Here is a 25,252-nt window from a genome sequence, read left to right on the forward strand (position 1 = left end):
CCGCCGCTCCGGGCCTCCCCGGCCACCGACGATGATCGGGCACGTTACCGTTTCGTCGCCGTGCTGTGGCATCCTGGCTGCCGTTAAGCATCCGTGGCCGTACGCGCCGGCCCACTGTCCCGATCCGCCTCATAGACTTGCCTGCTGATGGACACCAAGGTCGCAGATTCACTCATCGGAGCGCTGATCGACCGGCGCTATCGCATCCGCGGACTCGTCGCCCGCGGCGGGATGGCGACCGTCTACACCGCCACCGACGAGCGCCTGGAGCGCACGGTGGCGCTGAAGATCATCCACCCGACGCAGCCCCGCGACCCGCGCTTTCTGGAGCGGTTCACCGACGAGGCGAAGGCCATCGCCCGGCTCACCCACCCGAACGTGGTCGCCGTCTATGACCAGGGCGTACACGAGGGCCTGCCGTACTTGATCATGGAGTATGTGCGCGGCCGGACGCTGCGCGACATGCTGTCGGACCGGCACCGGTTCAACGCGCAGGAGTCGCTGTCGATCCTGGAGCAGGTGCTCGCCGCGGTGGCCGCCGCGCACCGGGCCGGCGTGGTGCACCGCGACATCAAGCCGGAAAATGTCCTGGTCGCCGAGGCTCCCAGCGGCGGCAGCCTGCTCGACGCGGTCGTCAAGGTGGCCGACTTCGGGCTGGCCCGGGCGGTCGAGGCCAGTGCCGACGACAATGCCGGGCAGTTGCTGGCCACCGTGGCGTATGTGGCTCCCGAACTGGTGACCGACGGGCGCGCGGATCCCCGCAGCGACATCTACTCGACCGGCATCGTGCTGTTCGAGATGGTCACCGGCCGGGTTCCCTACGACGGGGACAAACCCGTCGAGATCGCCTGGCGCCACGTCGACCAGGACGTCCCGCCGCCGTCCAAGTTCGTCGCGGGCCTGCCACCGGCGCTGGACAATCTGGTCATCCGGGCGACCCGGCGCGACCCGGGTGGCCGGCCGAGCGACGCCGGCGTGATGCTGGCCGAGGTCCAGGCGGTGCGGGAGGAGCTGACCAGCGCTCCCGTCCCGGCCGTGTCGGCGCCGACCATCGCGGTGCCCGTGTCCACGCCGCCCTCCAGCGCGACCCAGATCATCCCGCCGCCCGGCACGACCCAGATCATCCCGGCGGCCGGCGCGACCCAGATCATCCCGCCGCCCGGCACCACGCAGATCATCCCGCCCGGCAGCCCGACCCAGATCATCGCTACGCCGGACGCGATGCCCAACCAGCGTCCGTCGTGGGCGAGGCTGCCGGAGACCCAGGCGCCGCCGCCGGTCAGCACCGGTACGGTGCACCGCAGCGGCACGGTGCACCGCAGCGGCACCGTTCACCGCAGCGGCGAGTTCCTCGACAACGACCGGCCCGGCCCGCGCAAGCGGTTCGCCGCGCTGACCGGCACCCCGAACCGGCGCAAGGCGTTCGCCGCCACGCTGGTGGTCATCGGGCTGCTCGTGGCCGTCGGCGGCTGGTGGTTCGGCCTGGGCCGTTACACCTCGGCGCCATCCCTGATCCAGCTCAGCCAGGCGCAGGCCGTGGCACAGGCCAAACAGCACGGGCTGAAGATCAAGATCGGTCCGGGCCAGTACGAGGAGAAGATCAAGGCCGGCACCGTGGTGGGCCAGACGCCCGGCGAGCGCCAACGGATCCTCAAGGGCGGCACCATCACCCTGTCCCTGTCCCGCGGCCCCGAGCGGTTCATCATTCCCGACGAGCACGGGCGGGTCTACGACGAGGCCGCCGCCACCCTGGCCCAGGACAAGCTCGTCATCAAGCGGGTCGACGCGTACGACAACGCGATGCCGGCCGGCAACGTGTTGACCACGGACCCGCCCGCCGGCACCAAGGTGCCGCCGAACACCCAGATCACCGTCACGGTCAGCAAGGGCAAGGCGCCGATCACCGTCCCGAACGTCATCGGCACGGACCAGGCCACCGCCACGACCCAGCTGCAGCAGTTGGGCCTGCAGGTCGCCATCCAGTCACAGCAGAGCACCAAGCCGGCCGGGCAGGTGACCAACCAGAGCATTCCCGACGGCGACGGCGCGACGAGCGGCGCGACCATCATCCTGACGGTCAGCTCCGGCCCGCCGACGGTGGCCGTACCGAACGTGTCCAACCTGAACTACAGCTTCGACCAGGCCAACCAGATCCTCCAGCAGGCCGGGCTGGTCGGGGTGCAGGTGCTCGCCCTCCCGGGTGGTCAGGTGCGGCAGCAGAATCCACCCGCCGACACCCAGGTGGCGCCGGGCTCACAGGTCCAGCTATGGATCATGCCGTAACCGCGGGCGCGCCGGAGGACGTCGACTGGGCGCTGGGCGCGCACGCGCCGGTCTCCGGCGGACTCGCCCGCGCCGCTCTGCCGTACCTGGACATCATCGGCGCGCGGGCGGTTCAGGTGTACGTGTCCAACCCGCGCGGCTGGGCCCGGTCGGCCGGCGACCCCGATCAGGACAAGGCGTTCCTGGACGGCATCGAGCAACGGGGCGCTCGGGCGTACGTGCACGCCTCGCTGCTGACCAATCTCGGCTCGCCGACCCCGGCGACGGTGGCCCAGTCCGTGGCCACCCTGGAGCACGCGCTCGAACGCGGCCGGGCCATCGGCGCGCTCGGCGTGGTCTACCACGCGGGCAGCGCGGTGGACGCCGAACACGCGGAGCGGGCCATGGCCCAGCTGCGCGAGCACCTGCTGCCGCTGCTGGACTCGGCCGCGAAGGTTGGCGGCCCCCGGCTGCTGGTCGAGCCGAGCGCGGGCGGCGGCCGCTCGCTGGCGTCCCGGGTGGAGCATCTGAGCGACTACCTGGACGCGGTGGACCGGCACCCGTGGCTGGGCGTGTGCTTCGACACCTGCCACGCCTGGGCGGCGGGGCACGACCTGGCCGCCCCCGGCGGCATGACCGCGACCCTGGACGCGCTGGTCGCCGCGTGCGGACCGGACCGGCTGGCCCTGGTGCACGCCAACGACTCGAAGGACGGGCTGGGCTCCACCCGGGACCGGCACGAGAACCTGGGCGCAGGCTCGATCGGCGTCGCGCCCTTCGCCGAGTTGCTGGCGCACCCCGCCGTGGCCGGCGTACCGGTCATCGTCGAGACGCCCAGCGACGGCTCGGCCGGCCACGCCAAGGACATCGCCACCCTGCGCGAACTGATCCCCACCGGCCGCCGTGTGGCCTGATACCGAGGGCGATCAGGCCGATCCGCGCGCGCCGCGCCGGCCGGGCTGGGGCTGCCTGGCCGCGATGATCGTCGTGGGGATCGGGCTGATCGTCGTCGTGGTGATCGCCGTCAACGTGGCCGGTACCGCCTTCTCCGGCGTGCGGATCCGGTAGCCGGCGGACGCGACTCGGCCGGCGGACGCAGCCGCCGGCCGGCACGTTGTCGGGTGCGGGCGGCCCTCAGGCCCGGCCAAGGATCCCCGTCAGCACCTCGATCGCCTGGTCGATCCCGGCGTCGTCGACGTCCAGGTGGGTCACCAGCCGACCCGACCGGGGCCCCAGTACCGAGACCAGCACGCCCCGCTCCCGGGCCGCGGTGGCGAACGACGGGACGTCGATCGGCGCCTTGGTCAGGTCCAGCGGCACGATGTTGGTGACCACCCGGCCGGCGTCCACGACGCCGTACGGGGCCAGGGCCTCGGCCAGCCGCCGGGCCCGGACGTGGTCGTCGGCCAGCCGCTCGATGTGGTGGCTCAGCGCGTAGTCGCCGGCCGCCGCCAGGATGCCCGCCTGGCGCATGCCGCCGCCGAGGCGCTTGCGGATGACCCGCGCCCGCTCGATGCGCTCCCGGCTGGACACGACCACGGAGCCGACCGGCGCCCCTAGCCCCTTGGAGAGGCAGACCGACAGGGTGTCGAACAGGGCGCCGTAGGTGGCCAGCGGCACCCCGTCGGCCACGTGCGCGTGCCAGATCCGCGCCCCGTCGCAGTGCAGCCCGATCCCGGCGTCGTTGGCGACACGGCGCAGGGACTCCAGCGTGGACAGGGGGATGATGCCCCCACCGCCCCGGTTGTGGGTCTGCTCCACGGCGATCGCCCGGGTGGCCACCGCGTTGTACCCGGTGGGCCGGATCATGCCGGCGACCACCTCGGGATCGATGTCCGCCCCGGCCGCCGGCCAGGTACGCGACGAGATCCCGCCCAGCGCGGCGGCGGCACCTATCTCGTACGTGACGACGTGCGCGTCCGCGTCGCAGAGCAACTCCTCGCCGGGCGGTACGAGCAGCTGCAGGCACGTCTGGTTGGCCATCGAGCCGGTGGGCGTGAACATCGCGGCCTCGTGGCCGAACAGCGCGGCGACCCTGGCCTCCAGCGCGTTCACGGTGGGGTCTTCACCGTAGACGTCGTCGCCGACCTCAGCCGCCGCCATCGCCTCGCGCATGGCGGCGACCGGCCGGGTCACGGTATCCGAACGAAGATCAACATTCGAGGTGGTCACGATCGAATACTACGAGGCCCGCCACCAGGGCTTTCGCGCGCCGGCCCGGCGCGGGCGCCCGTACGCCCCACCGGCGGTGGCGGGGCTACCCGCGCAGCATCTCCGCGACCAGGAAGGCCAGTTCCAGCGACTGCTGGGTGTTGAGCCGGGGATCGCAGGCGGTCTCGTACCGGCCCGGCAGGTCCGCATCCACCAGCGCCTGGGCGCCGCCCAGGCACTCCGTGACGTCCTCGCCGGTCAGCTCCACGTGCAGGCCGCCCGGGTGGGTACCCAGCTCGCGGTGCACCTCGAAGTAGCCGAGCACCTCGTCCACGATCCGGTCGAAATGCCGGGTCTTGTACCCGTTGGACGACTCGTGGGTGTTGCCGTGCATCGGGTCACACTGCCAGACCACCTTGTGACCGGCGGCGGTGACCTTTTCCACGATCGGCGGCAGCACGTCCTTGACCCGGTGGTTGCCCATCCGGCTGATCAGCGTGAGCCGGCCGGGGATGTTGTCGGGGTTGAGTTTCTCGCACAACTCCAGCGCGGTCTCCGGGGTCGCCGACGGGCTGAGCTTGACCCCGATCGGGTTGGCGATCCTGGACACGAAGTCGAGGTGCGCACCGTCCAGCCGCCGGGTCCGCTCACCCACCCACAGGAAGTGCCCGGACAGCCCGTACGCCTTGCCCCCGGCCACCCGGGTCAGCGCCCGGTCGTACTCCAGCGCCAGGGCCTCGTGCGAGCAGTACACGGTGGCGGTGCGCAGCGCCTCGTCGCCGGTCAGCCCGCAGGCCCGGATGAAGCCGATGGCCCGGTCGATCTCCCGTGCGATGGCCTCGTACCGTTCCCCGGCCGCGCTGGTGCGCACGAAGCCCTTGTTCCAGTCGTGCACCAGGTGCAGGTCGGCCATGCCGCCGCCGAGGTGGGCCCGGAGCATGTTCATGGCGCTGGACGCGTTGGCGTACGCCCGGATCATCCGCTGCGGGTCGGCGACCCGCGCCTCAGCCGTCGCCTCCAGCGAGTTGATCATGTCGCCGCGGTAGCTCGGCAGCCCCAGGGCGTCGGTGGCGTCGGATCGGGGCTTGGTGTACTGCCCGGCCACCCGGGCCACCTTGATCACCGGCAGGCTGGCGCCGTAGGTGAGCACGATCGCCATCTGCAGCAGGGTGCGGGCGTTGGCCAGCACGTGGGCCTCGGTGTTGTCGGCGAAGGTCTCCGCGCAGTCCCCGCCCTGAAGCAGAAACGCCTCTCCCTCGCAGACCATGGCCAGCCGCTCGCGCAGCTCGTTCACCTCGTACGGGGCCACGATCGTCGGCACCGTGGAGAGGACCTTGCAGACCTCGGCCACCTCGTCCGGGTTCTCCCAGGGCGGCATCTGGTCCCGGGCAAGGCCGCGCCAGTGGTCGAGCCCGAGGGACTCGATCTCGGCGGGCTCGGTTGCCGGGCGGCCGATGTCCAGGCCCGGGTTACGGAAGCGATGCCACTCCTGGCGCATGGCCCCTAGCCTAAGGCCGCCGACATCGCCGCCCGACAGCGACTCTCCGTTCCGCCTGAATAAGGCCACCCATCCGGCGGCCGGCGCCATCGAGCGCGAGGGTCAGCCGACGGGTACCGGGCGGCGCCCGGCGAACCCGCAGTCCAGCCGGTGGTACCAGGTGATCTCCGGATCGCCCTCCAGCCAGCACCAGAGCACGGGCTCGTCGTCCAACTCGCCGGGAAAGTCGAGCAGCAGCGGGGCGTACCCCTTGATCTGGGCACCCTGCTCGGCGAGGAGTTCCAGGTCCGCGTACAGCCGGGCCTCCAGGCCCTTGACCTCGGCGAGGCCGCCCAACCTGCTGGTGCCGGCGCGGGCCAGGTCGGCGCGCAGCTCGGCCAGGTCCGCCCGGACCACAATAAGATCATTCAGCCGCGGTCGCAGCGCCGCGAGGGTTGCCCGCGCGTCATCCAGCCCGTACACGACGCTCAGTATCCGCCGATCGCCTCCGTGGATGCCCGGCCCGGGCGACTGCCCGGCTCAGAGCTGTTGCTCGGCGAGCTGCCGGGCCCGGTCGCGAGCGGCCTCCAGGGCGGCCAACAGTGCCGCCCGTACGCCGTGGTTCTCCAGCTCGCGGATGGCGCTGATCGTGGTGCCGGCCGGGGAGGTGACCGCCTCGCGCAGCTTGACCGGGTGCTCCCCCGAGTCGCGGAGCATGGTCGCCGAGCCGATGGCGGTCTGCACGATCAGGTCGTACGCCACCTGCCGGGGCAAGCCAAGCAGGATCCCCGCGTCGGTCATCGCCTCGACGAGGAAGTAGAAGTACGCCGGGCCGGAGCCGGACAGCGCCGTCACCGCGTCCTGCTGCGACTCGGGTACCCGCACGGTGCGGCCCAGCGGGGCGAACATCTCCTCGGCCAACTCGAGGTGGGCCGAGGTGGCGAACGCACCCGCCGAGATCGCGCTCATCGCCTGATCCACCAGGGCCGGCGTGTTGGTCATGACCCGGACCACCGGAGTGCCCTCGGCCACCCACTTGGCAAAGAACGACGTGGGCAGGCCCGCGCACAGCGAGACGACCAGCTTGCTCGGCGGGATCCGCGGGCCGAGGTCGGCCATGAGCGCGCCGGCGTCCTGCGGCTTGACCGCTATCGCCAGCACGTCCGCCTCGGCCACCGCCGCCTCGTTGTCCAGCAGCCGGACGCCGTACCGGGAGGCCAGTTCCTGGGCCCGCTCCGGGCGGCGCGCCGTGGCCACCAGCCGGCCGGCCGGCCAGCCGGACCGCAGCAGGCCGGAAAGTAGCAGTTCGCCGATCTTGCCGGCGCCGATGACCCCGACGGTGTGCATTCCGTGTTCCTCCTTGCGTAGCGCCTCGACCGGTCTGGCTCGGCGCGTCTCGCGGGGCGCGACGACCCAGACCGGTCGCCCGGGGGCACCCGCCCCCGGGACGACGCGTTGGTCATGAACCGAAGAAGACCTCGGCCTCGGTGTACCGCTCGATCGGTACGGTCTTCAGCTCACGGGTCGCCTCGACCAGCGGTACCCGCGAGATGTCCGTCGAACGTAGCGCCACCATCTTGCCGAAGTCGCCCTCGTTCACCGCGTCGATCGCGTGCAATCCGAACCGGGTGGCCAGCACCCGGTCGAACGCGGTGGGCGTCCCGCCGCGCTGGATGTGGCCCAGCACCACGGTACGGGCCTCCTTGCCGGTCTTGGCCTCCAGCGACTCGGACAGCCACTGGCCGATCCCGCCCAGCCGGACGTGGCCGAACGCGTCCAACTCGTGGTTCTGGGTGACCATCTGGCCCTCCAGCGGCTGGGCGCCCTCGGCCACCACCACGATCGGGGCGTACTGGTGCTGGAACCGCTTCTCCACGTAGGTGGCGACCTGGTCGACGTCGAACTTGCGCTCGGGCAGCAGGATCACGTTGGCGCCGCCGGCCAGCCCGGCGTGCAGGGCGATCCAGCCGGCGTGCCGGCCCATCACCTCGACCACCAGCGTGCGGTGGTGGCTCTCGGCCGTGGTGTGCAGCCGGTCGATGGCCTCCATCGCGATGTTGACGGCGGTGTCGAAGCCGAAGGTGTAGTCGGTGGCGCCCAGGTCGTTGTCGATCGTCTTCGGCACCCCCACCACATTCACGCCCAGCTCGTCCAGCTTGGTGGCCACCCCGAGGGTGTCCTCGCCGCCGATCGCCACCAGCGCGTCGATGCCCAGCTCGGCCAGGTTCGACTTGATCCGCTCCACCCCACCGTCAATCTTGAACGGGTTGGTCCGGGACGAGCCCAGAATGGTGCCGCCCCGGGGCAGGATCCCGCGCACCTCGGCCACCCCGAGCGGCCGGGTCAGCCCCTCCAGCGGCCCGCGCCAGCCGTCCCGGAAGCCCACGAACTCATGGCCGTACGTATCCACTCCCTTGCGGACCACCGCACGGATCACCGCGTTCAGGCCGGGGCAGTCGCCGCCGCCGGTCAGCACACCGATACGCATAACGTGCTCGTCCCTCCAAGTCGGATCGCTGGGCGGACGGCGTCGCGGACGGCGCCGGCAACCGCCAACAATTCTTTGATTGCTGCCCAACTAGCCCAGGAGCACACACTCGGCGACGTTGCCAGCCCCGGGTGGATCGCGGTCACCGGCCGGGACGAACCGGACCGGCTTGGTGTTCAAGAGCGCACTGTAGTACCCGGTCGCCGCCGCAGAAAGCGCCACCCCGAGGAACGACTGATGAATGCGTGCCGCCGCGACGGCGACCACGCGGATAGACGAAAGTCAGCCCAAACTGATCGACGTACCGTCGCCCAGCACCTGCCACCGGGCCAGATTGTGCCGGGCGTCCACCAGGGCGTGGTGCCGGCCGGTGGCCTCGGGCAGCTCCGGCCGACCCCGGTCGTCCCAGAGCTGGCGGAGGTCCTTGGTGAACCTCGGGATCTCCCGGGGCAGGGCGGTCATCGGCCCCCACAGCTGCGCCAGGACCACATGATCGTAGGCGGCGTACCACGCCCACAGCTCGATCTGCTCGTCCGGCCGGCCGCGCAGCGGCTCGGTGAGGAAGGCGTACAGGTCGTCGCGGATGCGCTCGCGGGAGCGCCAGACCGGGTCACCCGGCGAGGGCAGCTTGTCCAGCACGTTGCGCCGGACCCACGGGACGGCCCGCGAGCCGTCGAACTCGGTCGAGACGGCGTAGTACTCGCGGCCGTGCTCGTCGACCATGCCGATCGAGACCAGGTCGACGGTGCGCCCGTCCTCGATGAACTCGCAGTCGTAGAAGTAGCGGTACACCATCGCCCCCATCATTCACCGTGCGCCCGGCGGGCCCGCCGCCGGGGAGCACCCGGCCGACCGGACCCGGCGACCAGACACGGCCGACCGGCGTCACCGGCGGCGCCGGTTATCCGACACCTCCCGGGCCGGCATCCGACACGATCCCGAACGTTCGCGATATCGCCCGGATGGGTTCGTCCCGAACAGCCCGGCGATTATCGTGTCGCAGGCCGTGGAACGGGACGGAACGCGTGCGGATTCTCACCTCTCCCGACGCCCGTTATCGGCCCGTGACCAGCACACTGGCTGGCGTAGACCCAGGGAAACCGCTAGCCTGCCACGCGGTACCCATCGCGTCGCGATATGGGGTCATCGCGCGCGGCAGGGGTGTACACAGAGCTACAAGAGCGTCATGATCTAGTAAGTGTTGACGGCGACCGGGGAGGGTTGGCCCGTGGATGGACGGCTGCCGGATCCCGGCGACGCACTGACCGGTGTTGATATGTTCGCCGGGCTGGAGCCCGAGGTGCGCCAGCGGGTCATCGCCGCCGCGGTTCCCCGCACATACCGCAAGGGGCAGCTGCTGTTCGTCGAGAACGACCCGGGCGACTCGCTGATCATCCTCAAGCGCGGGGCGATCGCGGTCTTCCGCACCTCGCCGACCGGGGAGCGTGCCGTCCTCACCGTGATCCGGCCCCCCGACGTGTTCGGCGAGGTGTCCCTACTGGACGGTTCGGCGCGGTCGGCCTCGGCCGAGGCGATCGAGGACTGCTCCGCGCTGGCCCTGTCGCGCGGCGCGTTCATCGAACTCGTGCACGCGAACTCGCACATCCTCGACGCGGTCATGCGCTCCCTCGGCGCCCTGATCCGCCGGCTCACCGAGCAGAACGCCGACCACGTCTTCCTCGACCTGCCCGGCCGGGTGGCCAAGACCCTGGTCCGGCTGGCCGGCGACAGCCACGCCCCGATGGTCACCATCGAGCTGAACCAGAGCCAGCTGGCGGAGATGGCCGGCGGCTCGCGGCAGAGCGTCAACCAGGCGATCGGATCGTTCGCCAACCGTGGCTGGCTGCGCACCGAGGGCCGGCGCATCGTCGTCACCGACCTGGCCGCGCTGCGCCGCCGCGGCGGCATGACCGACCGGTAAAGCGGGGCCGGGCGGTGGGTCTGCGTGGCTCGCCGCTTGCCGCGAGCCCGGCGTTCCGCCGCTTCTGGGTGGGGCGGCTCGCCTCGTACTCCGGAGATCAGATCGCGCGCACCGCGCTGCTGATCGCGGTCTTCGACCGTCACGGCGGCGCGGCGGTCGGCTGGCTGCTGCTGGTCAGCACCGCGCCCCGGCTGCTCGGCCCGCTGCTCGGCGCCCTCGCCGACCGGTTCGACCAGCGCCGCCTGATGGTCGGCTGCGACGTCGCCCAGGCCGTGACGTACCTGGTGATCGCCGTGACGATGCCGTCGCTGCCGGTCCTGCTCGGCCTCACCGCGCTCGGCACCGGCCTCGCGACGCTGTTCACCCCGGCCGGGCGCAGCCTGGTACCCAGGCTGGTCGGCGCCGCGCGGCTGCCGGCCGCCAACGCCCAGCTCGCCGTGGCGGTCAACGGCGGCGTCGCGGCCGGCCCCGCGCTGGGCGGCCTGCTGCTGGCCGGCGCCGGGCTGCGGGTCACCCTGCTGGTCAACGCCGCCACGTTCGTACTGTCCGCCGCCCTGCTGGCGGCCCCGGGCTTCCGCGGTCGGACGGCGTCGTCGGCCCCGCCGCAGCCGATGGCCCCGCCGCAGCCGGCGGGCTTGCCGCACTCGGGGGACTCCCCCGGGGTGCCGGCCGGTTCCGGCGTCGGGCCGGCCGCGGTACCGCCGGGCTCCGGCGTGGTCGCCTCGGCGGCGCCGAAGCCCCGCGAATCGGTGCTGGCCGACCTGCGGGAGGGGCTGGCCGTCGCCTGGGCCGACCGGGTGGTCCGCACGGTGGCGCTGACCCTGCTGGTCGGAGTGGCCTTCGCCGCGCTGGACAACGTGGCCGTCGTACCGTTCGGCCGCGAGGTGCTGCACGCCAGCGATGCCGCGGTGGGCGCGCTGGGCACCGGGTACGGGGTCGGGATGGCGCTGGCGCCGATGCTCCTCACACTCGGCGCGAGCTTCCGTGCCCGGCGGGTACTCGCGATGGGGCTGCTGGCCTTCGGCACCGGCACCGCGCTGACCGGCGTCATGCCGGCGCTCGGGCTGGCCCTGATCGGTCAGGCGCTGGCCGGAGCCGGCAACGGCTGGCAGAACGTGGCCAACGACACGCTCATCCAGCAGCGCGTGGCCCCCGAGCGGCTCGGTGCGGTCTTCGGCACCGTCTACGCCTTCCCGTACGCCGCCGAGGTGCTCGCCTACGCGGTCGGCGGCCCGCTGCTGGCCGGCATGGGGCCGCGCTGGCTCCTGGTCGTCGCCGGGGTGGGCGTGCTCGGCACCCTCGCGTGCGCGTTGCCGGCGCTCGGCCGCGCCGTGCACGCCGGGCTCAAGCCGGACCGGCCGACGGACAAGCGCAGCCGGAGCCGGGTTGTGGCGGAGGCGAGCACCCCAGCGCCTCCGCGAGACGCCTGACCCGAGAACGGTGACAGGGCCGGGTCCGCCGGCCCTGTCACGATCGCGGCGACACGTCCGCCGCTACTCGTCGTCCGAGCCCTCGTCCTCGTCCGACTCTTCGCCCTCTTCGCTCGGCCCGACGAAGCTGGGGCCGACGAAGTTGGGGTCCTGCTCCTCAGTCTCGCCGGGGCCGATATAGCCCGGCTCCTCGATCTCCTCGCCAGCGTTCTCTACCACGCCCTGCTCCTCCAACTCGGCGAGCGTGACCACATCGACATCGACGAACTCGCCGGCGCCGTGCACGGCACCGGAAGGGTCGGCCCAGGAGGCCGCGAGTCGCACGTACACCGTTCGGGTCCCTTCGCTCGCGACTGATTGACTGACCTGTCCTCACACGTTTGCCGCGAACGAGGATCGATCGCCGCAAGCGACTGCCGACTCTATCCAAGGGCGCACGTCACCGCGGCCCTGGCTTCGGTTACCGGACACGTTGGTCGCACCACCACCGCCGTGTCACCATACTGAGCGTCTGCCGAACGAACCTGCCAGTGCGGAGGACGCCATCGAAGCGACGTGCCCGAACTGCCACCGGATCGCCACCGCCGACGATCGGTTCTGTGGCGGCTGTGGCGCCAGCCTGCGCCCGGCGTGCCCGCACTGCGGGCACGGTAACGACGCTGCCGCGTCCTTCTGCACCAACTGCGGGCGCCCGCTGCAGGAGCCGGCCGCCGACCGCCGCCGGGTCAGCGTGCTGTTCATCGACGTCGTGGGGTTCACCGCGTACACCGAGGGGGCGGACCCGGAGCAGGTCCGGGCCATGCAGAACGACTACTTCACCGCGGTGCGCCGGGTGATCGGCCAGTACGGCGGGGTGGTCGAGAAGTACATCGGGGACGCCGCCATGGCGCTGTTCGGCGCGCCGGTGTCCACCGAGAACGATCCCCTGCGCGGCGTGCGGGCCGCGCTGGAACTGCAGCGGATACTGCCCCGGCAGTCCCGCATCCAGGACGCCGGCCTGTCCTTCCGGGTCGGCATCGCCACCGGTGAGGCGCTGGTCGACGTGTCGGCCGCCCGCGATGGCGGCCAGGCGATCGTCGCCGGCGACGTGGTCAACACCGCCGCCCGCCTCCAGGAACTCGCGCCCGGCGGCGGCATTTTCATCTGCGAGAACACGTACGACGCGACGCACTCCGACATCGAGTATGTCGAGCAGCCGACCGCGGTGCTGCGCGGCCGGTCGCGGCAGAGCCGGATCTGGCTGGCGGTCGCCGCTCGCCGCTCCCGGGTGGGCCAGCGCGACGCCGAGCCCACCCCGATGGTCGACCGCGAACACGAGCGCGGCCTGCTCATCAACGCGCTGCACCGCACCGTGCGCAACCGGACTCCCCAACTGGTCACCGTCTTCGGCGCGGCCGGCATCGGCAAGAGCCGGCTGCTGCGCGAGCTCTCCCGGCACGCCGCCACGATCAGCGACCCGCCGATCTGCTGGCGGGTCGGGTACTGCCCGCCGTTCGGTGAGAACGTCGCCTACGCCGCCCTGGCCGACATCGTGAAGGCGGAGGCGGCGATCCTCGACTCGGACGACGACCAGACCGCCCGGCGCCGGCTGCACGCGACCCTGTCCGAGCTGACCGTCGGCGACGACGCGCAGCGGCTGGCCGGCGCGCTGGAGCCGCTGGTCGGCCTGCCCGGTGCCGGCCTGTCACAGGTCGAGACCGAGCAGTCCTGGCGGCGGTTCATCCTGGCGATGGCGGCGCGGCAGCCCACGGTGCTGGTCTTCGAGGATCTGCACTGGGCGGACGAGCCGATGCTGCGCTTCGTCGAGATGCTCGGCGCCTCGGCCCGCGGGCTGCCGCTGATGGTGATCTGCACCGCCCGCCCGGAGCTGCGCGAACGGCACCCGAGCTGGACCAGCGCCATCACCGGTACGGTCTCCATCTCGCTGCCGCCGATGTCCGACAGCGACATCGGCACCCTGTACTCGCTGATGTTCGGTGCCGCCACGACCACCCCCGACAGCCTGGTCGAGCTGGCCGACGGCAACCCGCTGTACGCCCACGAGTACGTGCGCATGCTGCTGGAGGGCGGCATGCCGCGGCCGGCCGGCACGCCCTCGGTCCTCGAGCTCGCGGCGGCGCAGCCGATGCCCGACAACGTGCACGCGGTCATCGCCAACCGGCTGGACCTGCTCGACCCGGCCGATCGCACGATCCTGCAGGCCGCCGCGGTGGTGGGCCGGCAGTTCTGGCCCGGTGCGGTGGCGCACGCGGCGAACCGCACCGCGGAGTCGGCCGAGCAGGCCCTGTACCGGCTGGAGCAGCGCGACCTGATCCAGGAGTTGCCCACCTCGACCATGGCCGGCCAGGTCGAGTACCGGTTCCGGCACATCCTGGTCCGCGACGTCTGCTACCAGCGGCTGCCCCGCATCGAGCGGGTGGCCCGCCACCAGCGCACCGCGGACTGGCTGGAGATGGTCTCCGACGGGCGCCAGAGCGACCTGGCCGAGGTGCTGGCCCACCACCGCTGGGCGGCCCACGAGATCACCCGCACGCTGGGCATGGAGACCACCCGGTACGCGCCGGCCGCCCGGGAGGCGATGCACCGCGCGGCCCGCCGGGCGTACGCGCTGCACGCCCTGGACACCGCCGCGGAGTGGGTGAACCGGGCCCGGGGACTCAACCTGCCCGACGACCCCGCGCTCGACCTGTTCGCCGCCGAGCTCGCCTTCTACCGCGACCGCGACGCGTTCCTCGCCGACGGCGGGATCGACCGGCTCGAGGATCTCGCCGGGCGGCTGTTCGAGGCGGGGGATCGTTCCGGCGCGGCGCACGCCTGGACCCTGCTCGGCACCGTCGCCTGGGTGCGGGCCGACCGGCCGGCCACCCTGGCGTACCTGGACCGCGCCGTCGACCTGTACGCCTCGCTGCCGGACTCGGCGGACAAGGCGTCGGCGCTGCTGGAGCTGGCCCGGGCGCACATGCTCAACTTCGAGACGGAGCCGGCCATCGTGGCCGCCGACGCGGCGGCCGAGCTGGCCGACCGGCTGGGGCTGATCGAGGTGCACGCCAGCGCGATGATCACGCTGGGCACCGCCAAGTACCTCGCCGGCGATCAGGAGGGCTTCGGGCTGCTGCTGGAGGTCACGGAGCACTGCCGGCGCCACCGGCTGGAGAGCCGCCGCCGGGCGATCAACAACCTGGCCTGGGCCTACCTTGAGGAGGGCAACCTGGCCGCCTGCTACCGGCTGCTCGACGAGCAGAACAGCCTGGACGTCGCCGGCGGCCACGGGTTGACGGCCAGCTTCGCCGACGAGGCGGGCCGGGCCTACTACGCCGGGAGCTGGCCGGCCACGATCAAGGCCACGGTCGAGGTGATGCGCCGGCCGACCGCCGAGTGGGACCTGTACGTGGTGGTGCAGAGCATGTGGCTGCGGGCCCTGCGCGGGGAGGACGTGGACGACGCGGCCGTGGACCGGGCGGTGGCCACCGCGCAGCGTGGCGGGTTCCACCGGGTGCTGCTGGCCACCCTCGCGCACGCGACCCTCTGCCGGGTGCTGCAGGGGTACATCGAGCGGGCGTGGGAGCTGCTCGGCGCGCTGGAGCGGGAGTGGGCCGCCACCGACATGCTGCCGTTCGCCGAGTGGGTGATCGCGGCCGCCAACGCCGGCGTGCTGCTCGGGCCGGAGGGCGCCCTCCGGGTGCGCGCGATGCTCGAACGCTCGCCCCGGGACACCCCCTGGGTGCTGGCCGCGCTGAACATGCTGGACGCGTGCCTGGGCGGCGAGCCGGACGCGTACCTGCGGGCGGCCGAGCGGTACGCCCACATCGGCGACGCCACGGACCGGGCGCTGGCGCTGGTGCACGCCGCCCGGATGATGAGCGCGGCCGGCACGCTCCGGCAGTCCGACCCGATGCTCGCCGAGATCGCCGAGTTCGCCCAGCGCAACGAGGCGCCCGGGCTGCTCGACGGGCTGACCGCCACCTCAGCCGGCTGACCGGGCCGACCCAGCTTTGCCGTCCCGGGGTGCCGGCCGGGGCGCCGGCTCAGGCCGCGATGGCGGTGCTGCTGGCCGGTGCCTCCGGCGCCTTGACCTTCTGGGCGTAGACGTCCACGTACTCCCGGCCGGACAGCTCCATCAGCTCGTACATGATCTCGTCGGTCACCGCGCGCTCGACGAACCGGTCGCCGGACATCCCCTCGTACCGGGAGAAGTCGATCGGCTTGCCGAACCGGATGCGTACCCGCTTGATCCGGGGCAGCGCGCGACCCAGCGGCTGGATCTCGTCGGAGTTGAGCATGACCACCGGGATCACCGGCGCCCCCGAGTCCAGGGCGAGCCGGGCGACCCCGGTCTTGCCCCGGTAGAGGCGGCCGTCCGGGGACCGGGTGCCCTCCGGGTAGATGCCGAACAGCTTGCCCTCGCCGAGGATGCGCAGGCCGGTGTCGATGGCGGCCTGGGCGGCCCGGCCGCCGGCCCGGTCGACGGGGATCGTACCGGTGCCGACGAAGAACATCTTGGTGACGAAGCCCTTGATGCCCTTTCCGGTGAAGTATTCGGCCTTTGCTACAAAGGTCACCTTTCGCTTGACCATGAGCGGCATGAAGATCGAATCTGAGAACGAGAGGTGGTTGCTCGCGATGATCGCCGCCCCCACGTCGGGTACGTTGTCGCGCCCCTCGACGTGCGGCCGGAATATCAACCTCAGCCAGGGGCCGAGGATGACGTACTTGAGCAGCCAGTAGAGCACGTGTGTCCTTCCTGGTTTCCATCCCGGGCTCAGGGAGTCGGCATGAGCCTACGAAGACTGCGCGGCACACCACAACGCACTCCCCGAAGTACCCATCTCCGTGTCACGATTCAAGCCTGGGCCGCGTTCAGCTGCCCCGGCTGCCTAAGGGAGGTGGGCAGGGTGACTTCGGGTGGTGGCCGGCGGGGCCGGCGCGACAACGGACTGGTCGCGGCCGCGTACGCCCCGGCCGGCGACGTCGATCCCCGGGTCGGCGAGCACCTGCTAGACGTGCTGGGCCTGCGCGGCATAGCGGCCTACCTGCAACCCGCGTCCGATCTGCATCCGGTGACCAGGACCACGACCCTGCCCTCACGGCCGACCGACCGGCTGTACGTGGACCGGGCCCACCTGGAGACGGCCCGGGAGTACCTCGCCCAGCTGGGTCCGGATGCTCCCCCGGCGGAGCGGCAGGACGACCGGGACGTCGACGAGGCGTTCGCGGCGATCATCGCGGGCTTCGACCTCACGGACGAGTCGGCCAGCTGGCCGGCCGCCGAGGATCTTCCGGTCGAGTTGGACAAGGCGGGCACTCCGGACCCGGAGGAGCAGCCCGAGGCACCGGTCGCGACCGCGCCACCGGCGCTGCAGCGCTGGTCGCACAGCACGGTGGGCGCCGGCACGGACGAGCCGACCCTGCTCGACGGCCTGGACGCGCTGGACAGCCTGCCGGCCGACGATGACGAGGAGGGGTATACCCCACCGCCTCCGCCGCCGCTGCCGAGGTTCTCCGCGGCCACCATCGTCGCGGTGGCCAGCATCCTGGCGGGCGTGGTGCTGCTGTTCGACCCCGGCCTCCTGCCGACCGCCAACAACGTGGCCATGGCCCTGGGCTTCTGCGGCATTCTGGCCGGGTTCATCACGCTGATCTGGCGACTGCGCTCCGGCGACGACGATGACGACTGGGACCCGGGCGACGGCGCGGTCGTCTAGTCGATCTTGCGGACGAGGGCCGATCCAGGACTCAGAACTCCTGGATCGCACCCTTGTCCAGCCAGTCGAGGATCGCGTCGAGCGGCTCGGCCCATCGGGCGTCGAGCATGAGATCGTGCCCCATCCCGGGGAACATCAGCGGGGCGCCGCCGTACCAGCGGGCGGCCCGGTTCAGCGCCGACCGTGGCACCAGCCGGTCGTTCGGGCTGCCCAGCACCAGCACCGGAGGGCGGCCGACCCCGGGCTCCGGCGCACCGGCGAACAGCAGCTGCCACTGCGCCAGCGCGGCGGCGCGCCCCAGCCGGGAGGCGTACCCGCGGGCGGTCGCGGTCGGTAGCTCCCGGCCGAACAGGGCGCTCCGGCCCGGGCGCAGCCGCCCGCCGAATAGCGCCGGCACGGTCGCGGCCGGGTTGCGGGCGGCCACCGCGGCGGCCATCTGCCAGCCGCCGAGCACCGGCGTCACCAGCACCCCGGCCTTGGCCGGGTAGCGGGCCAGCGCCCCGGCCACCACCCGGGCCCCCGCCCCGTGCCCGATCAGCACCGCCCGCCGTGGCAGCGACGCCGCGACCTGGGTCACGTCGTGCACGTACGCGCGCAGTGTGGTCTTCGGGGCGCTGCCGCTGGCGCCGTGGCCGCGCAGGCTCAGCGCGTACGCCGGGAAGCCTCGGGCGGCGGCGTGCTCCAGCCAGTTCTCCGCGAACGCCCAGGCGCCGTGCCCGAAGCCGGGCACGAACAGGATCGGCGGTTTGCCCTCGTCGATCCCCGGGGTGGCCTCGCGCACCTCGCGGGACACCGGCGGGACCGGGTACGCCCACTCCACCGATCGGACGATCTTCGTACTCACTGGGGGTCATCCTCCTTCGGCCGCGCCCGGCGCGGCTCGTGCCTCGCGTGGCCGCCGGCCGGCTCCGGCTCAGGCGGCCGCGAGCTGATCGAGAGCGTGCTCGACGGCACGCAGGTAGTCGACATGGTTGATCTCGAGCCAGTGCCGGGTGGAGTCCTTGACCCGGGCCCCGGTGAACCGCTGGTCGGGGGCCACGGCGGCCCGGCGCCAGAAGTTCGCGGCCCGGCCCGGATCCGTCTCGCGCAGCCGCAGCCAGCGGGAGATCGTCACGGCCTGCCAGTGCGCGATCGGGAACACCCCCGAGTCGGGCTGGACCAGGCCGGTGACGGCCAGGGTCGGGTAGCCGCGCGAGAAGGCGTGCAGGTAGAGCCGGGGCCGGCCGTCCGCGTCGAGGTTGAGCAGCTCCGGGGCCAGGAACTCGAACCGGGGAAGATACCCGGTGGCCATCACCACCAGGTCCGGCTCGATGGTCCGACCGTCGGTCAGCACCACGCCGCCGCGCTCGAAGCGGGCCACATCCGGTACCGGCCGGATCTCACCGTGACCCACGTAATAGATCAACTGACTGTTCGCGATCGGGTGCGTTTCGTACATCCGATGGTCGGGCCGGGGCAGCCCGAACCGGGCCAGGTCGCCGACCTGGCGGCGCAGGACCCGCTCCACGATCCACTGCCGCAGCCACAGCGGCAGGCGCATCGCCAGCAGCCGGCCGCCGAGCTGGTCGGCCGGGCGCCCGTGGATGAACTTCGGCGCGTACCAGTACCCCCGCCGGGTCGAGTGCCAGCACTCCGTGGCGTGCTGGGCGGCCTCGACCGCGATGTCACAGCCGGTGTTGCCGCCCCCGATCACGAGCACCTTGCGACCGCGCAGCTGGGTCCAGTCCTTGTACCCGCTGGCGTGGATCACCTCGCCCCGGAACTCGGACAGCCCGTCGTAGCCGGGCAGGTTGGGCGACCAGTTGTGCCCATTGGCGACCACCACGGCGGCGTAGCGCGAGGTCCGCTCGTGCTGGCCGACCCGCGTGGTCACGTCCCAGCTCTCGCCCTCGGCCGGCTCGACGCGCACCACCTCGGTGCCGAACCAGATGTACTCGCGCAGCCCGAAGTGCTCCGTGTACCGGTCGAGATAGCCGTGCACCTGGCTGTGGTGCGGGTAGTCCGGCCAGTCGTCGGGCATCGGGAAGTCCGGGAACTGCGTGGACGGCTTCGAGGAGACCAGGTGCGTGCTGGCGTAGACCGGGCTGCGGTCGTGCCGCCAGTTCCAGGCGCCGCCGACGCCGGTCTCCCGTTCGTAGCAGTCCACGGCGAAGCCGTGCTCCAACAGGTTCTTGACGGCCGTCAGCCCGCTCGCGCCGGCCCCGATCACGCAGACGGTTCCGCCTCGGTCGTAGACGGGTCGGTCGCCTCGCCAGATCGTCGCCGTCGACCCGGTGCTCTCCCAGTCGGTGCCATCGATGCTCACCGGCCCTCCCCAATGTTGCCGTGCCTGCCCGGGAACCTGGACCGTCGGCGCGGGGTCGCGGGCGGCGGTCCGGCTGCGCCATCTTGGAGGCTGGGGAGCTGGTTTGTCCAGTGCGGCCGGATGTCGGCCGGCGGAACGGCTCGAGCACGGCAGGGGGCCGCCGGAGTGCTCCGGCGGCCCCCGAAGGCGCGGGTCAGCGACCGTTGCCGCGCTTCGCACGCCCTGCCGAGGGCGCGTTGTCCTGCTTCGTCGACCGGTCGAGGCCGATCGCGGTACCGGCGGTGTCCGGGCCGGTCACGAGTGTGGCCCCGCGACCCGACCCCGGCTGGTTGGACTTGCGGCGGCCCTTGCTCTTGGCCTGGTGTACCTCGCGCTTGTCGGGCACTGGCGGGCTCCCTTCGCGATGCCGGTCGGCGTCGCGGCACGGATGAGTAGCGACGTATCCGGCAAGAATCGACGTATCCGGCGAATATCCCCAAAATAGGGCTATACTGGTGACGCTATCAGTGCCGGAGTGGCGACACGCCGTCCATCGAGCGATACGACTCCCCCGCGACCGGTCCCGCGCACGATCGGGCCCCCGCCGAGCAGGGCACTCCGCACGATCGGCCTCCGCCCGGCCGCCGTGGCGTGAGGCGTTCGGCTACCCCTGCGAGCGCGCCGGCAGGGTCAGTTCGGCGACGATCGGGAAGTGATCGCTGGCCCGGTGCGCGGGCGAGGCATCCGCGACCCGGTACCCGCGCACCTCGATGCCCGGGCCGACCAGCAGCCCATCGATCCGCCGCCGGGGGGCGTGCACCGGATAGGTCCCCGCCGGGTCCGCGCCGGCCGCCTCCGTCAGCCCCTCGGCCACCAGCCGCCGTGACGGGCCGTCCGGCTCCTCGTTGAAGTCGGCACCGAGCACCACCGGCGCGTCCAGGTCGGCCAGCGCCTTCTTCAGCTCCCGCGCCTGCCCCGGCCGCTCGGCTGAGTCGGTGGCCAGGTGGGTGCCGACCACCGTGAACGGGGCATGGTCGACCACGCAGCGGGCGAACGCCGCCCCGCGCATGTGCCGGCCGGGGGTCAGCGGGTAACGCAGTGCCCCGGTGCCGTACACCCGCACCCGGTAACTGACCAGGATCAGGTTGCCCAGCGACGGCAGCCCGCCGGCGGCGTACACCAGCCCGAACTGGCGGGCCAGCGCGGCGCAGCGGGTACGCCAGCGCAGCCCGCGGGGCGCCTCCTGGACGATCACCACGTCCGGATCGATGGCGCGCACCACCTCGGCGAGCGCCTGGCGATCATCGCGGAGCGAGTGGACGTTGTACGACGCGACCCGCAGCTGCGGCATCGACACTCCTTACGGCCGGCGGGCCAGGTCGGCGGCGCCCACGACGCCTGCGGTGTTGCCCAGCAGCGCGCCACGGATCTCGGCGGTGGGCAGCCGGCCGCGCTGCGCCAACGCCTTGACGTAGGCCTCCTGGGTCGGGTGCAGCAGCAGGTCGCCGGCGTCGATCACGCCGCCGCCCAGCACCAGCACCTGCGGATCGAGGATCTGGACCAGGTCGGCCAGGCCGTTGCCCAGCCAGTACCCGAGCTGTTCGAACGCCTCCCGGGCGACCGGGTCGCCGGCCTTCGCGGCCTGGGTCACCATCAGCCCGGTGATCGCGTCGGCCGACCCCCCGGACAGCTCCAGCAGCTGGTTCGCCCGCGACGGGTCCTGGGCGGCCAGGTGCTGGGCGCGGCGCACCAGGGCGTTGCCGCTGGCGTACTGCTCGAGGCAGCCCAGCCGCCCGCAGCCGCACGGGTTGCCGTCCGGTACGGCGAGCATGTGGCCCAGCTCGCCGGCGATCCCGTTGGCCCCCCGCACCAGCTCGCCGCCGAGCACTATGGCGCCACCGACGCCGGTACCGATCGTGATCATGATCATCGAGTCGTTCGCGTCGGCCGCCGCTCCGAACTGGAACTCGGCCCAGGCGGCCACGTTGGCGTCGTTCTCCACCGCCACCGGGACCTGCACGTACCTCGTGATCTCGTCGCGCAGCGGCTCGTTGCGCCAGGCCAGATTCGGCGAGAAGAGCACCGTCGAGCGCTTGGCGTCGATCCAGCCGGCGGCGCCGATGCCGATCGCGTCGATCTCGTGCGCGTCGGCGAGCTCGCCGATCACCTCCAGAATCAGCCGCTGCATCTTCGCCGCGTCATCGGCAGGAGTGTCCCGGCGCGCCAGCGCCAGCACGTCACCGCCCGGGTCGACCACACCGCCGAGCACCTTCGTCCCGCCGATGTCCAACCCCATGGTCAGACCCACCGCCGTGCTCTCCCTCCACCTGCCGTTGACATCCGTTGCCGGCCGACTCAGTCGCCGTCCGGCGGCGCCGGCTCGTCTCCTGATGCCGGTTGGCCGGCGGGGGGAACCGGCGCGGTCGTCGCCGCGTGCCACACGTCGTCGACGACGGCCGCACGCCACGGATCGTCGGAAACGTCAGAATGCCATGGGTCGGGAACGGCCGGGTGCGGTGAGTCGCCAGTTCGCTCCTCGGGAATCCGGGCGGCCGGTCCGGCGGTGTCCTGGCGCGCCGTCGCGGTGCGCCAGACAGAGTCCGGATCGGGCGCGGTGCGCGGACGGTCGGCGGCCGCCCCCGATCCCGGCCGGTCGCCGCGCGGCCCGGCCTGCACCCCTGACACCAGGTCGCTGACCGAGCGCAGCACGCCGGTCAGGCCGGAGGCCAGGTCGCTGGCGCCGGTCGCCAGCCTCAGGGCGAGCTCCGGGCTCGGGTCGCGGACCGCTGCCAGGGCCCGGCATACCGGGCAGACGCAGCATTCGGGTGAGCCGGTGGCGACGTGGCCCCCGGTGCCGCCGGCCAGCAGGCGTTCGGCCGCGTCGGCGACGCCGGCCAGGGGCGAGGCGTTGCGGACGAAGCCGCGAGCCGCCCCCGACGCCGCCGCCAGGGCGGCGGCCATCAGGCGCTCGGCCTCCTCGCGAGCCGAGCCGGCCGGGCGGTTGTCTCCGGCGGATCCAGCGGAGCTGGTGAAATCCTCGTTCTCGGGCATGCTCAAGTATCCACCGATTCGACCCGGCGCTTCAGCTCACGCAGGGCGGTGTCCATAATCATCTTCTCCGCCTTGCGCTTGAACATGCCGAGCATCGCGATCGACAGCTCGACCGCCAGGGTGTAGGTCACCGTACAGGTGTCGTCACCATGATCGTCAATGTCGTAGGAGCCCGTCTGCGCCCGCTGGATCCGGGACGGCTCGACCAGGTGCCACTGGACCCGGGAGACGTCCTGCGCGTACTCGTAGGCCAGCCGGTACTCGTCCTGGATCATCCCGGCGTCGAGCACGAACCGGACCTGGCTGGCGTATCCGTCCTCGTACTCCTCGAGGACCTCGACCTTCTTGGCCGCCGACACCCATTCCGGGTACCGCTCGAAGTCGCAGATCACCTCCGCCACGCGGGGCCCCGGCGCGGCGATCAGAATCGACTGGGTCGAGGTGTCCGCCATGCTGGGGAGGTTACCCCGTGACTCAGGCCACACCGGTCACCGGCTCGCTACGCGTCAGTAGCCTCCGGCCCCGCCGAACACCTCGGATGACCCGCCGGTGGTGGGGACTGGACGAGCTCGGGGCCTGTGACCGACGCTTGCATGCAGGCCCGGTAGGTTCCCGTTTGCCACGTGACTCGTCCGGGCCCCAGGTCCCGCGCCAGAGGAGACAGCTGTGCAGGAACTCACCGTACCGCCGGTCGCCACGGTTGGCAGTGAAGTCAACCTGACCGATCCGGTATGGGACAACGCGGCCCAGGCCCCCGACGCCGTCCAGTTCAGTGTGCGAACCGATTCGGGCTGGCAGGACGTGACCTGTGCGCAGTTCCACCGTGAGGTGGTAGCGCTGGCCAAGGGCCTGATCGCGGCCGGCATCGAGCCCGGCGACCGGGTGGCGCTGATGAGCAAGACCAGGTACGAGTGGACGCTCACCGACTACGCGATCTGGTCGGCCGGCGCGATCACCGTACCGATCTACGAGACCTCCAGCGCTGAGCAGGTCGAATGGATCCTGTCCGATTCGCAGGCGGTGGCCGCCTTCGTCGAGACGGACGGGCACGAGACGTGCGTCGGGCAGGTCCGCGACCGGCTTCCCGGGCTGCGCCACCTCTGGCGCTTCGACGGCGGAGCGGTCGACAAGCTGACCAACGACGGGGTGTCGGTGGCGGACGCCGAGGTGGACCGGCGGCGGCGCCTGGCCGGCGCTGACGACCTCGCCACGATCATCTACACGTCCGGCACCACCGGCCGCCCCAAGGGCTGCGAGTTGACCCACCGCAACCTGTACTCGGACATCGCCAACGCGATCCCCGGCCTGGACGCACTGTTCTATGAGGGCGCCTCGACGCTGCTGTTCCTGCCGCTGGCGCACTCCTTCGCCCGGCTGATCCAGCTCGGCGTGGTCTACGCCCGGACCCGGATGGGCCACAGCTCAGACGTGAAGAACCTGGTCGCCGACCTCGGCGAGTTCAAGCCGACCTTCCTGCTGTCGGTGCCGCGCGTGTTCGAGAAGGTCTACACCACCGCCAAGCAGCGCGCGCACGCCGACGGCAAGGGCGCGATCTTCGACCGGGCCGAGCGGGTGGCGGTGGCGTACAGCGAGGCGCTGGACGGCTCGGGCAGGGCGAGCCTGGGGCTGCGCCTGCAGCACCGGCTGTTCGACAAGCTCGTCTACAGCAAGCTGCGCGCCGCGATGGGCGGAGACTGCCACTCGGCGATCTCCGGTGGGGCGCCGCTCGGCGCCCGGCTGGCCCACTTCTTCCGCGGCATCGGGGTGACCGTTTACGAGGGGTACGGGCTGACCGAGACCTCGCCGGCCGTCGCCGTGAACCTGCAGTACGCGATCCGGATCGGTACCGTCGGCCGGCCGCTGCCCGGCGTGACGGTACGCATCGCCGAAGACAAGGAGATCCTGGTCAAGGGCGACCTCGTGTTCCGCGGGTACTGGAACAACCCGGAGGCCACCGCCGAGGTTATCGACAAGGACGGCTGGTTCCACTCCGGCGACCTGGGTGAGCTGGACGCCGACGGGTTCCTGAAGATCACCGGACGGAAGAAGGAGATCATCGTTACCGCGGGCGGGAAGAACGTCGCGCCGGCCGTACTTGAGGATCGACTGCGGGCCCACCCGTTGATCAGTCAGAGCATGGTGGTCGGCGACCGTCGTCCGTTCATCGCCGTTCTCATTACCATCGACGAAGAAGCATGGCCGAAGTGGTTGGAGGTCAACAACCGGCCGGCCGGTACATCGATCGCCGACCTACGCGAGGATGAGACGCTGCGGGCGGAGATTCAGCAGGCCGTGGATCACGCCAACGAGGCGGTGTCCAGGGCCGAGGGGATCAGGGCGTTCCGGATCATGCCGCAGGACTGGACCGAAGAGCACGGCGAGATGACGCCGACGTTGAAGGTGAAGCGCAACGTGGTGCTAGACAAATGGGCAAGCGAGATCGCCACCATCTATGGCAGCTGACCTCGTCAGGCGCTGGCGCTCGC

General features: G+C 72.0%; 23 protein-coding genes. 8 read left to right on the forward strand and 15 right to left on the reverse strand.

Features of this window, described 5'->3' with window-relative positions:
* Window positions 1-147 precede the first annotated feature (147 nt).
* The 3 genes from pknB to ABEA87_RS12245 are packed head-to-tail and all read left to right on the forward strand — an operon-like array spanning window position 148 to window position 3,330.
* Window positions 148-2,283, forward strand: a complete 2,136-nt coding sequence (pknB, locus tag ABEA87_RS12235; protein WP_345628983.1) for a Stk1 family PASTA domain-containing Ser/Thr kinase — start codon at window positions 148-150, stop codon at window positions 2,281-2,283.
* Window positions 2,268-3,176 carry a deoxyribonuclease IV gene (locus tag ABEA87_RS12240; RefSeq protein ID WP_345628985.1) on the forward strand — a complete coding sequence of 303 codons (909 nt, stop codon included), beginning with the start codon at window positions 2,268-2,270 and terminating at the stop codon, window positions 3,174-3,176. Before pknB ends, ABEA87_RS12240 begins: the two co-directional genes overlap by 16 nt.
* Complete coding sequence (locus tag ABEA87_RS12245; protein WP_345628987.1) at window positions 3,166-3,330, forward strand: hypothetical protein; 165 nt, start codon at window positions 3,166-3,168, stop codon at window positions 3,328-3,330. The genes ABEA87_RS12240 and ABEA87_RS12245 overlap by 11 nt, the downstream gene beginning before the upstream one ends.
* A 66-nt stretch (window positions 3,331-3,396) precedes the next feature.
* Here ABEA87_RS12245 and ABEA87_RS12250 read toward each other — a convergent pair whose 3' ends face one another.
* The 6 genes from ABEA87_RS12250 to ABEA87_RS12275 all read right to left on the reverse strand — a co-directional run bounded on the left by ABEA87_RS12250 (window position 3,397) and on the right by ABEA87_RS12275 (window position 9,173).
* Entirely contained in the window at window positions 3,397-4,434 is a 1,038-nt protein-coding gene (locus ABEA87_RS12250) for a threonine aldolase family protein (protein ID WP_345628989.1), read from the reverse strand.
* A gap of 85 nt (window positions 4,435-4,519) precedes the next feature.
* Entirely contained in the window at window positions 4,520-5,911 is a 1,392-nt protein-coding gene (locus tag ABEA87_RS12255) for a class II 3-deoxy-7-phosphoheptulonate synthase (protein ID WP_345628990.1), read from the reverse strand.
* 102 nt (window positions 5,912-6,013) lie between these two features.
* The gene (locus ABEA87_RS12260) at window positions 6,014-6,373 is read right to left on the reverse strand and encodes a DUF2203 domain-containing protein (RefSeq protein WP_345628992.1); all 360 of its coding nucleotides are present in this window, start codon (window positions 6,371-6,373) and stop codon (window positions 6,014-6,016) included.
* A gap of 57 nt (window positions 6,374-6,430) precedes the next feature.
* Window positions 6,431-7,237, reverse strand: a complete 807-nt coding sequence (gene proC, locus ABEA87_RS12265) for a pyrroline-5-carboxylate reductase (protein WP_345628994.1) — start codon at window positions 7,235-7,237, stop codon at window positions 6,431-6,433.
* Window positions 7,238-7,349: 112 nt separating this feature from the next.
* Window positions 7,350-8,378 (reverse strand): 6-phosphofructokinase, encoded by a 1,029-nt coding sequence (locus ABEA87_RS12270; protein WP_345628995.1) that lies wholly within the window; start codon window positions 8,376-8,378, stop codon window positions 7,350-7,352.
* Between the two features lie 282 nt (window positions 8,379-8,660).
* Window positions 8,661-9,173: a polyadenylate-specific 3'-exoribonuclease AS gene (locus ABEA87_RS12275; RefSeq protein ID WP_345628997.1), complete on the reverse strand. Its 513-nt coding sequence runs from the start codon at window positions 9,171-9,173 to the stop codon at window positions 8,661-8,663.
* A 433-nt stretch (window positions 9,174-9,606) separates the two neighbouring features.
* Between ABEA87_RS12275 and ABEA87_RS12280 the strand changes: the two genes are divergently transcribed.
* Window positions 9,607-10,299, forward strand: coding sequence for a Crp/Fnr family transcriptional regulator (locus ABEA87_RS12280; RefSeq protein WP_345628998.1), 693 nt, complete (start codon window positions 9,607-9,609; stop codon window positions 10,297-10,299).
* Window positions 10,300-10,313: 14 nt separating this feature from the next.
* Complete coding sequence (locus ABEA87_RS12285) at window positions 10,314-11,729, forward strand: MFS transporter (protein ID WP_345629000.1); 1,416 nt, start codon at window positions 10,314-10,316, stop codon at window positions 11,727-11,729.
* A 63-nt stretch (window positions 11,730-11,792) separates the two neighbouring features.
* Here ABEA87_RS12285 and ABEA87_RS12290 read toward each other — a convergent pair whose 3' ends face one another.
* Window positions 11,793-12,059 carry a hypothetical protein gene (locus ABEA87_RS12290; RefSeq protein ID WP_345629002.1) on the reverse strand — a complete coding sequence of 89 codons (267 nt, stop codon included), beginning with the start codon at window positions 12,057-12,059 and terminating at the stop codon, window positions 11,793-11,795.
* 142 nt (window positions 12,060-12,201) lie between these two features.
* On the opposite strand from ABEA87_RS12290, the gene ABEA87_RS12295 reads away from it, so the two are divergent.
* Entirely contained in the window at window positions 12,202-15,705 is a 3,504-nt protein-coding gene (locus ABEA87_RS12295; protein ID WP_345629004.1) for an adenylate/guanylate cyclase domain-containing protein, read from the forward strand.
* A 49-nt stretch (window positions 15,706-15,754) separates the two neighbouring features.
* On the opposite strand, the gene ABEA87_RS12300 is transcribed toward ABEA87_RS12295, so the two are convergent.
* Complete coding sequence (locus ABEA87_RS12300; RefSeq protein WP_345629006.1) at window positions 15,755-16,459, reverse strand: lysophospholipid acyltransferase family protein; 705 nt, start codon at window positions 16,457-16,459, stop codon at window positions 15,755-15,757.
* A 162-nt stretch (window positions 16,460-16,621) separates the two neighbouring features.
* Here ABEA87_RS12300 and ABEA87_RS12305 point away from each other — a divergent pair, with 162 nt between their 5' ends.
* A complete protein-coding gene (locus ABEA87_RS12305; RefSeq protein WP_345629008.1) occupies window positions 16,622-17,431 on the forward strand; it encodes a DUF308 domain-containing protein in 810 nt (269 codons plus the stop codon).
* A gap of 31 nt (window positions 17,432-17,462) precedes the next feature.
* Here the strand turns inward: ABEA87_RS12305 and ABEA87_RS12310 are convergent, their stop codons facing one another.
* The 7 genes from ABEA87_RS12310 to ABEA87_RS12340 all read right to left on the reverse strand — a co-directional run bounded on the left by ABEA87_RS12310 (window position 17,463) and on the right by ABEA87_RS12340 (window position 23,218).
* Complete coding sequence (locus ABEA87_RS12310; protein ID WP_345629010.1) at window positions 17,463-18,275, reverse strand: alpha/beta hydrolase; 813 nt, start codon at window positions 18,273-18,275, stop codon at window positions 17,463-17,465.
* Between the two features lie 69 nt (window positions 18,276-18,344).
* Window positions 18,345-19,730 carry a flavin-containing monooxygenase gene (locus tag ABEA87_RS12315; RefSeq protein ID WP_425570871.1) on the reverse strand — a complete coding sequence of 462 codons (1,386 nt, stop codon included), beginning with the start codon at window positions 19,728-19,730 and terminating at the stop codon, window positions 18,345-18,347.
* A gap of 199 nt (window positions 19,731-19,929) precedes the next feature.
* Window positions 19,930-20,121 (reverse strand): hypothetical protein, encoded by a 192-nt coding sequence (locus ABEA87_RS12320; protein WP_345629012.1) that lies wholly within the window; start codon window positions 20,119-20,121, stop codon window positions 19,930-19,932.
* A 258-nt stretch (window positions 20,122-20,379) separates the two neighbouring features.
* Complete coding sequence (locus tag ABEA87_RS12325) at window positions 20,380-21,066, reverse strand: endonuclease/exonuclease/phosphatase family protein (RefSeq protein ID WP_345629013.1); 687 nt, start codon at window positions 21,064-21,066, stop codon at window positions 20,380-20,382.
* Between the two features lie 9 nt (window positions 21,067-21,075).
* Entirely contained in the window at window positions 21,076-22,011 is a 936-nt protein-coding gene (locus tag ABEA87_RS12330; protein WP_425570872.1) for an ROK family glucokinase, read from the reverse strand.
* 59 nt (window positions 22,012-22,070) lie between these two features.
* The gene (locus ABEA87_RS12335; RefSeq protein WP_345629016.1) at window positions 22,071-22,766 is read right to left on the reverse strand and encodes a hypothetical protein; all 696 of its coding nucleotides are present in this window, start codon (window positions 22,764-22,766) and stop codon (window positions 22,071-22,073) included.
* Between the two features lie 2 nt (window positions 22,767-22,768).
* Entirely contained in the window at window positions 22,769-23,218 is a 450-nt protein-coding gene (locus ABEA87_RS12340; RefSeq protein ID WP_345629017.1) for an SRPBCC family protein, read from the reverse strand.
* 214 nt (window positions 23,219-23,432) lie between these two features.
* Here ABEA87_RS12340 and ABEA87_RS12345 point away from each other — a divergent pair, with 214 nt between their 5' ends.
* Entirely contained in the window at window positions 23,433-25,229 is a 1,797-nt protein-coding gene (locus tag ABEA87_RS12345) for an AMP-dependent synthetase/ligase (protein WP_345629019.1), read from the forward strand.
* Window positions 25,230-25,252: the final 23 nt, after the last annotated feature.

The organism is Rugosimonospora acidiphila, assembly GCF_039543385.1.
GTDB classification, from domain to species: Bacteria; Actinomycetota; Actinomycetes; order Mycobacteriales; family Micromonosporaceae; genus Rugosimonospora; species Rugosimonospora acidiphila.

Excerpts from the sequence above, each read along its gene's own strand:
- ABEA87_RS12340 (WP_345629017.1), bottom strand. The coding sequence starts at position 23,218 with ATGGCGGACACCTCGACCCAGTCGATTCTGATCGCCGCGCCGGGGCCC.
- ABEA87_RS12330 (WP_425570872.1), bottom strand. The coding sequence starts at position 22,011 with ATGGGGTTGGACATCGGCGGGACGAAGGTGCTCGGCGGTGTGGTCGAC.
- ABEA87_RS12270 (WP_345628995.1), bottom strand. The coding sequence starts at position 8,378 with ATGCGTATCGGTGTGCTGACCGGCGGCGGCGACTGCCCCGGCCTGAAC.
- ABEA87_RS12335 (WP_345629016.1), bottom strand. The coding sequence starts at position 22,766 with ATGCCCGAGAACGAGGATTTCACCAGCTCCGCTGGATCCGCCGGAGAC.
- ABEA87_RS12325 (WP_345629013.1), bottom strand. The coding sequence starts at position 21,066 with ATGCCGCAGCTGCGGGTCGCGTCGTACAACGTCCACTCGCTCCGCGAT.
- ABEA87_RS12255 (WP_345628990.1), bottom strand. The coding sequence starts at position 5,911 with ATGCGCCAGGAGTGGCATCGCTTCCGTAACCCGGGCCTGGACATCGGC.
- ABEA87_RS12240 (WP_345628985.1), top strand. The coding sequence starts at position 2,268 with ATGGATCATGCCGTAACCGCGGGCGCGCCGGAGGACGTCGACTGGGCG.
- proC (WP_345628994.1), bottom strand. The coding sequence starts at position 7,237 with ATGCACACCGTCGGGGTCATCGGCGCCGGCAAGATCGGCGAACTGCTA.
- ABEA87_RS12275 (WP_345628997.1), bottom strand. The coding sequence starts at position 9,173 with ATGGTGTACCGCTACTTCTACGACTGCGAGTTCATCGAGGACGGGCGC.
- pknB (WP_345628983.1), top strand. The coding sequence starts at position 148 with ATGGACACCAAGGTCGCAGATTCACTCATCGGAGCGCTGATCGACCGG.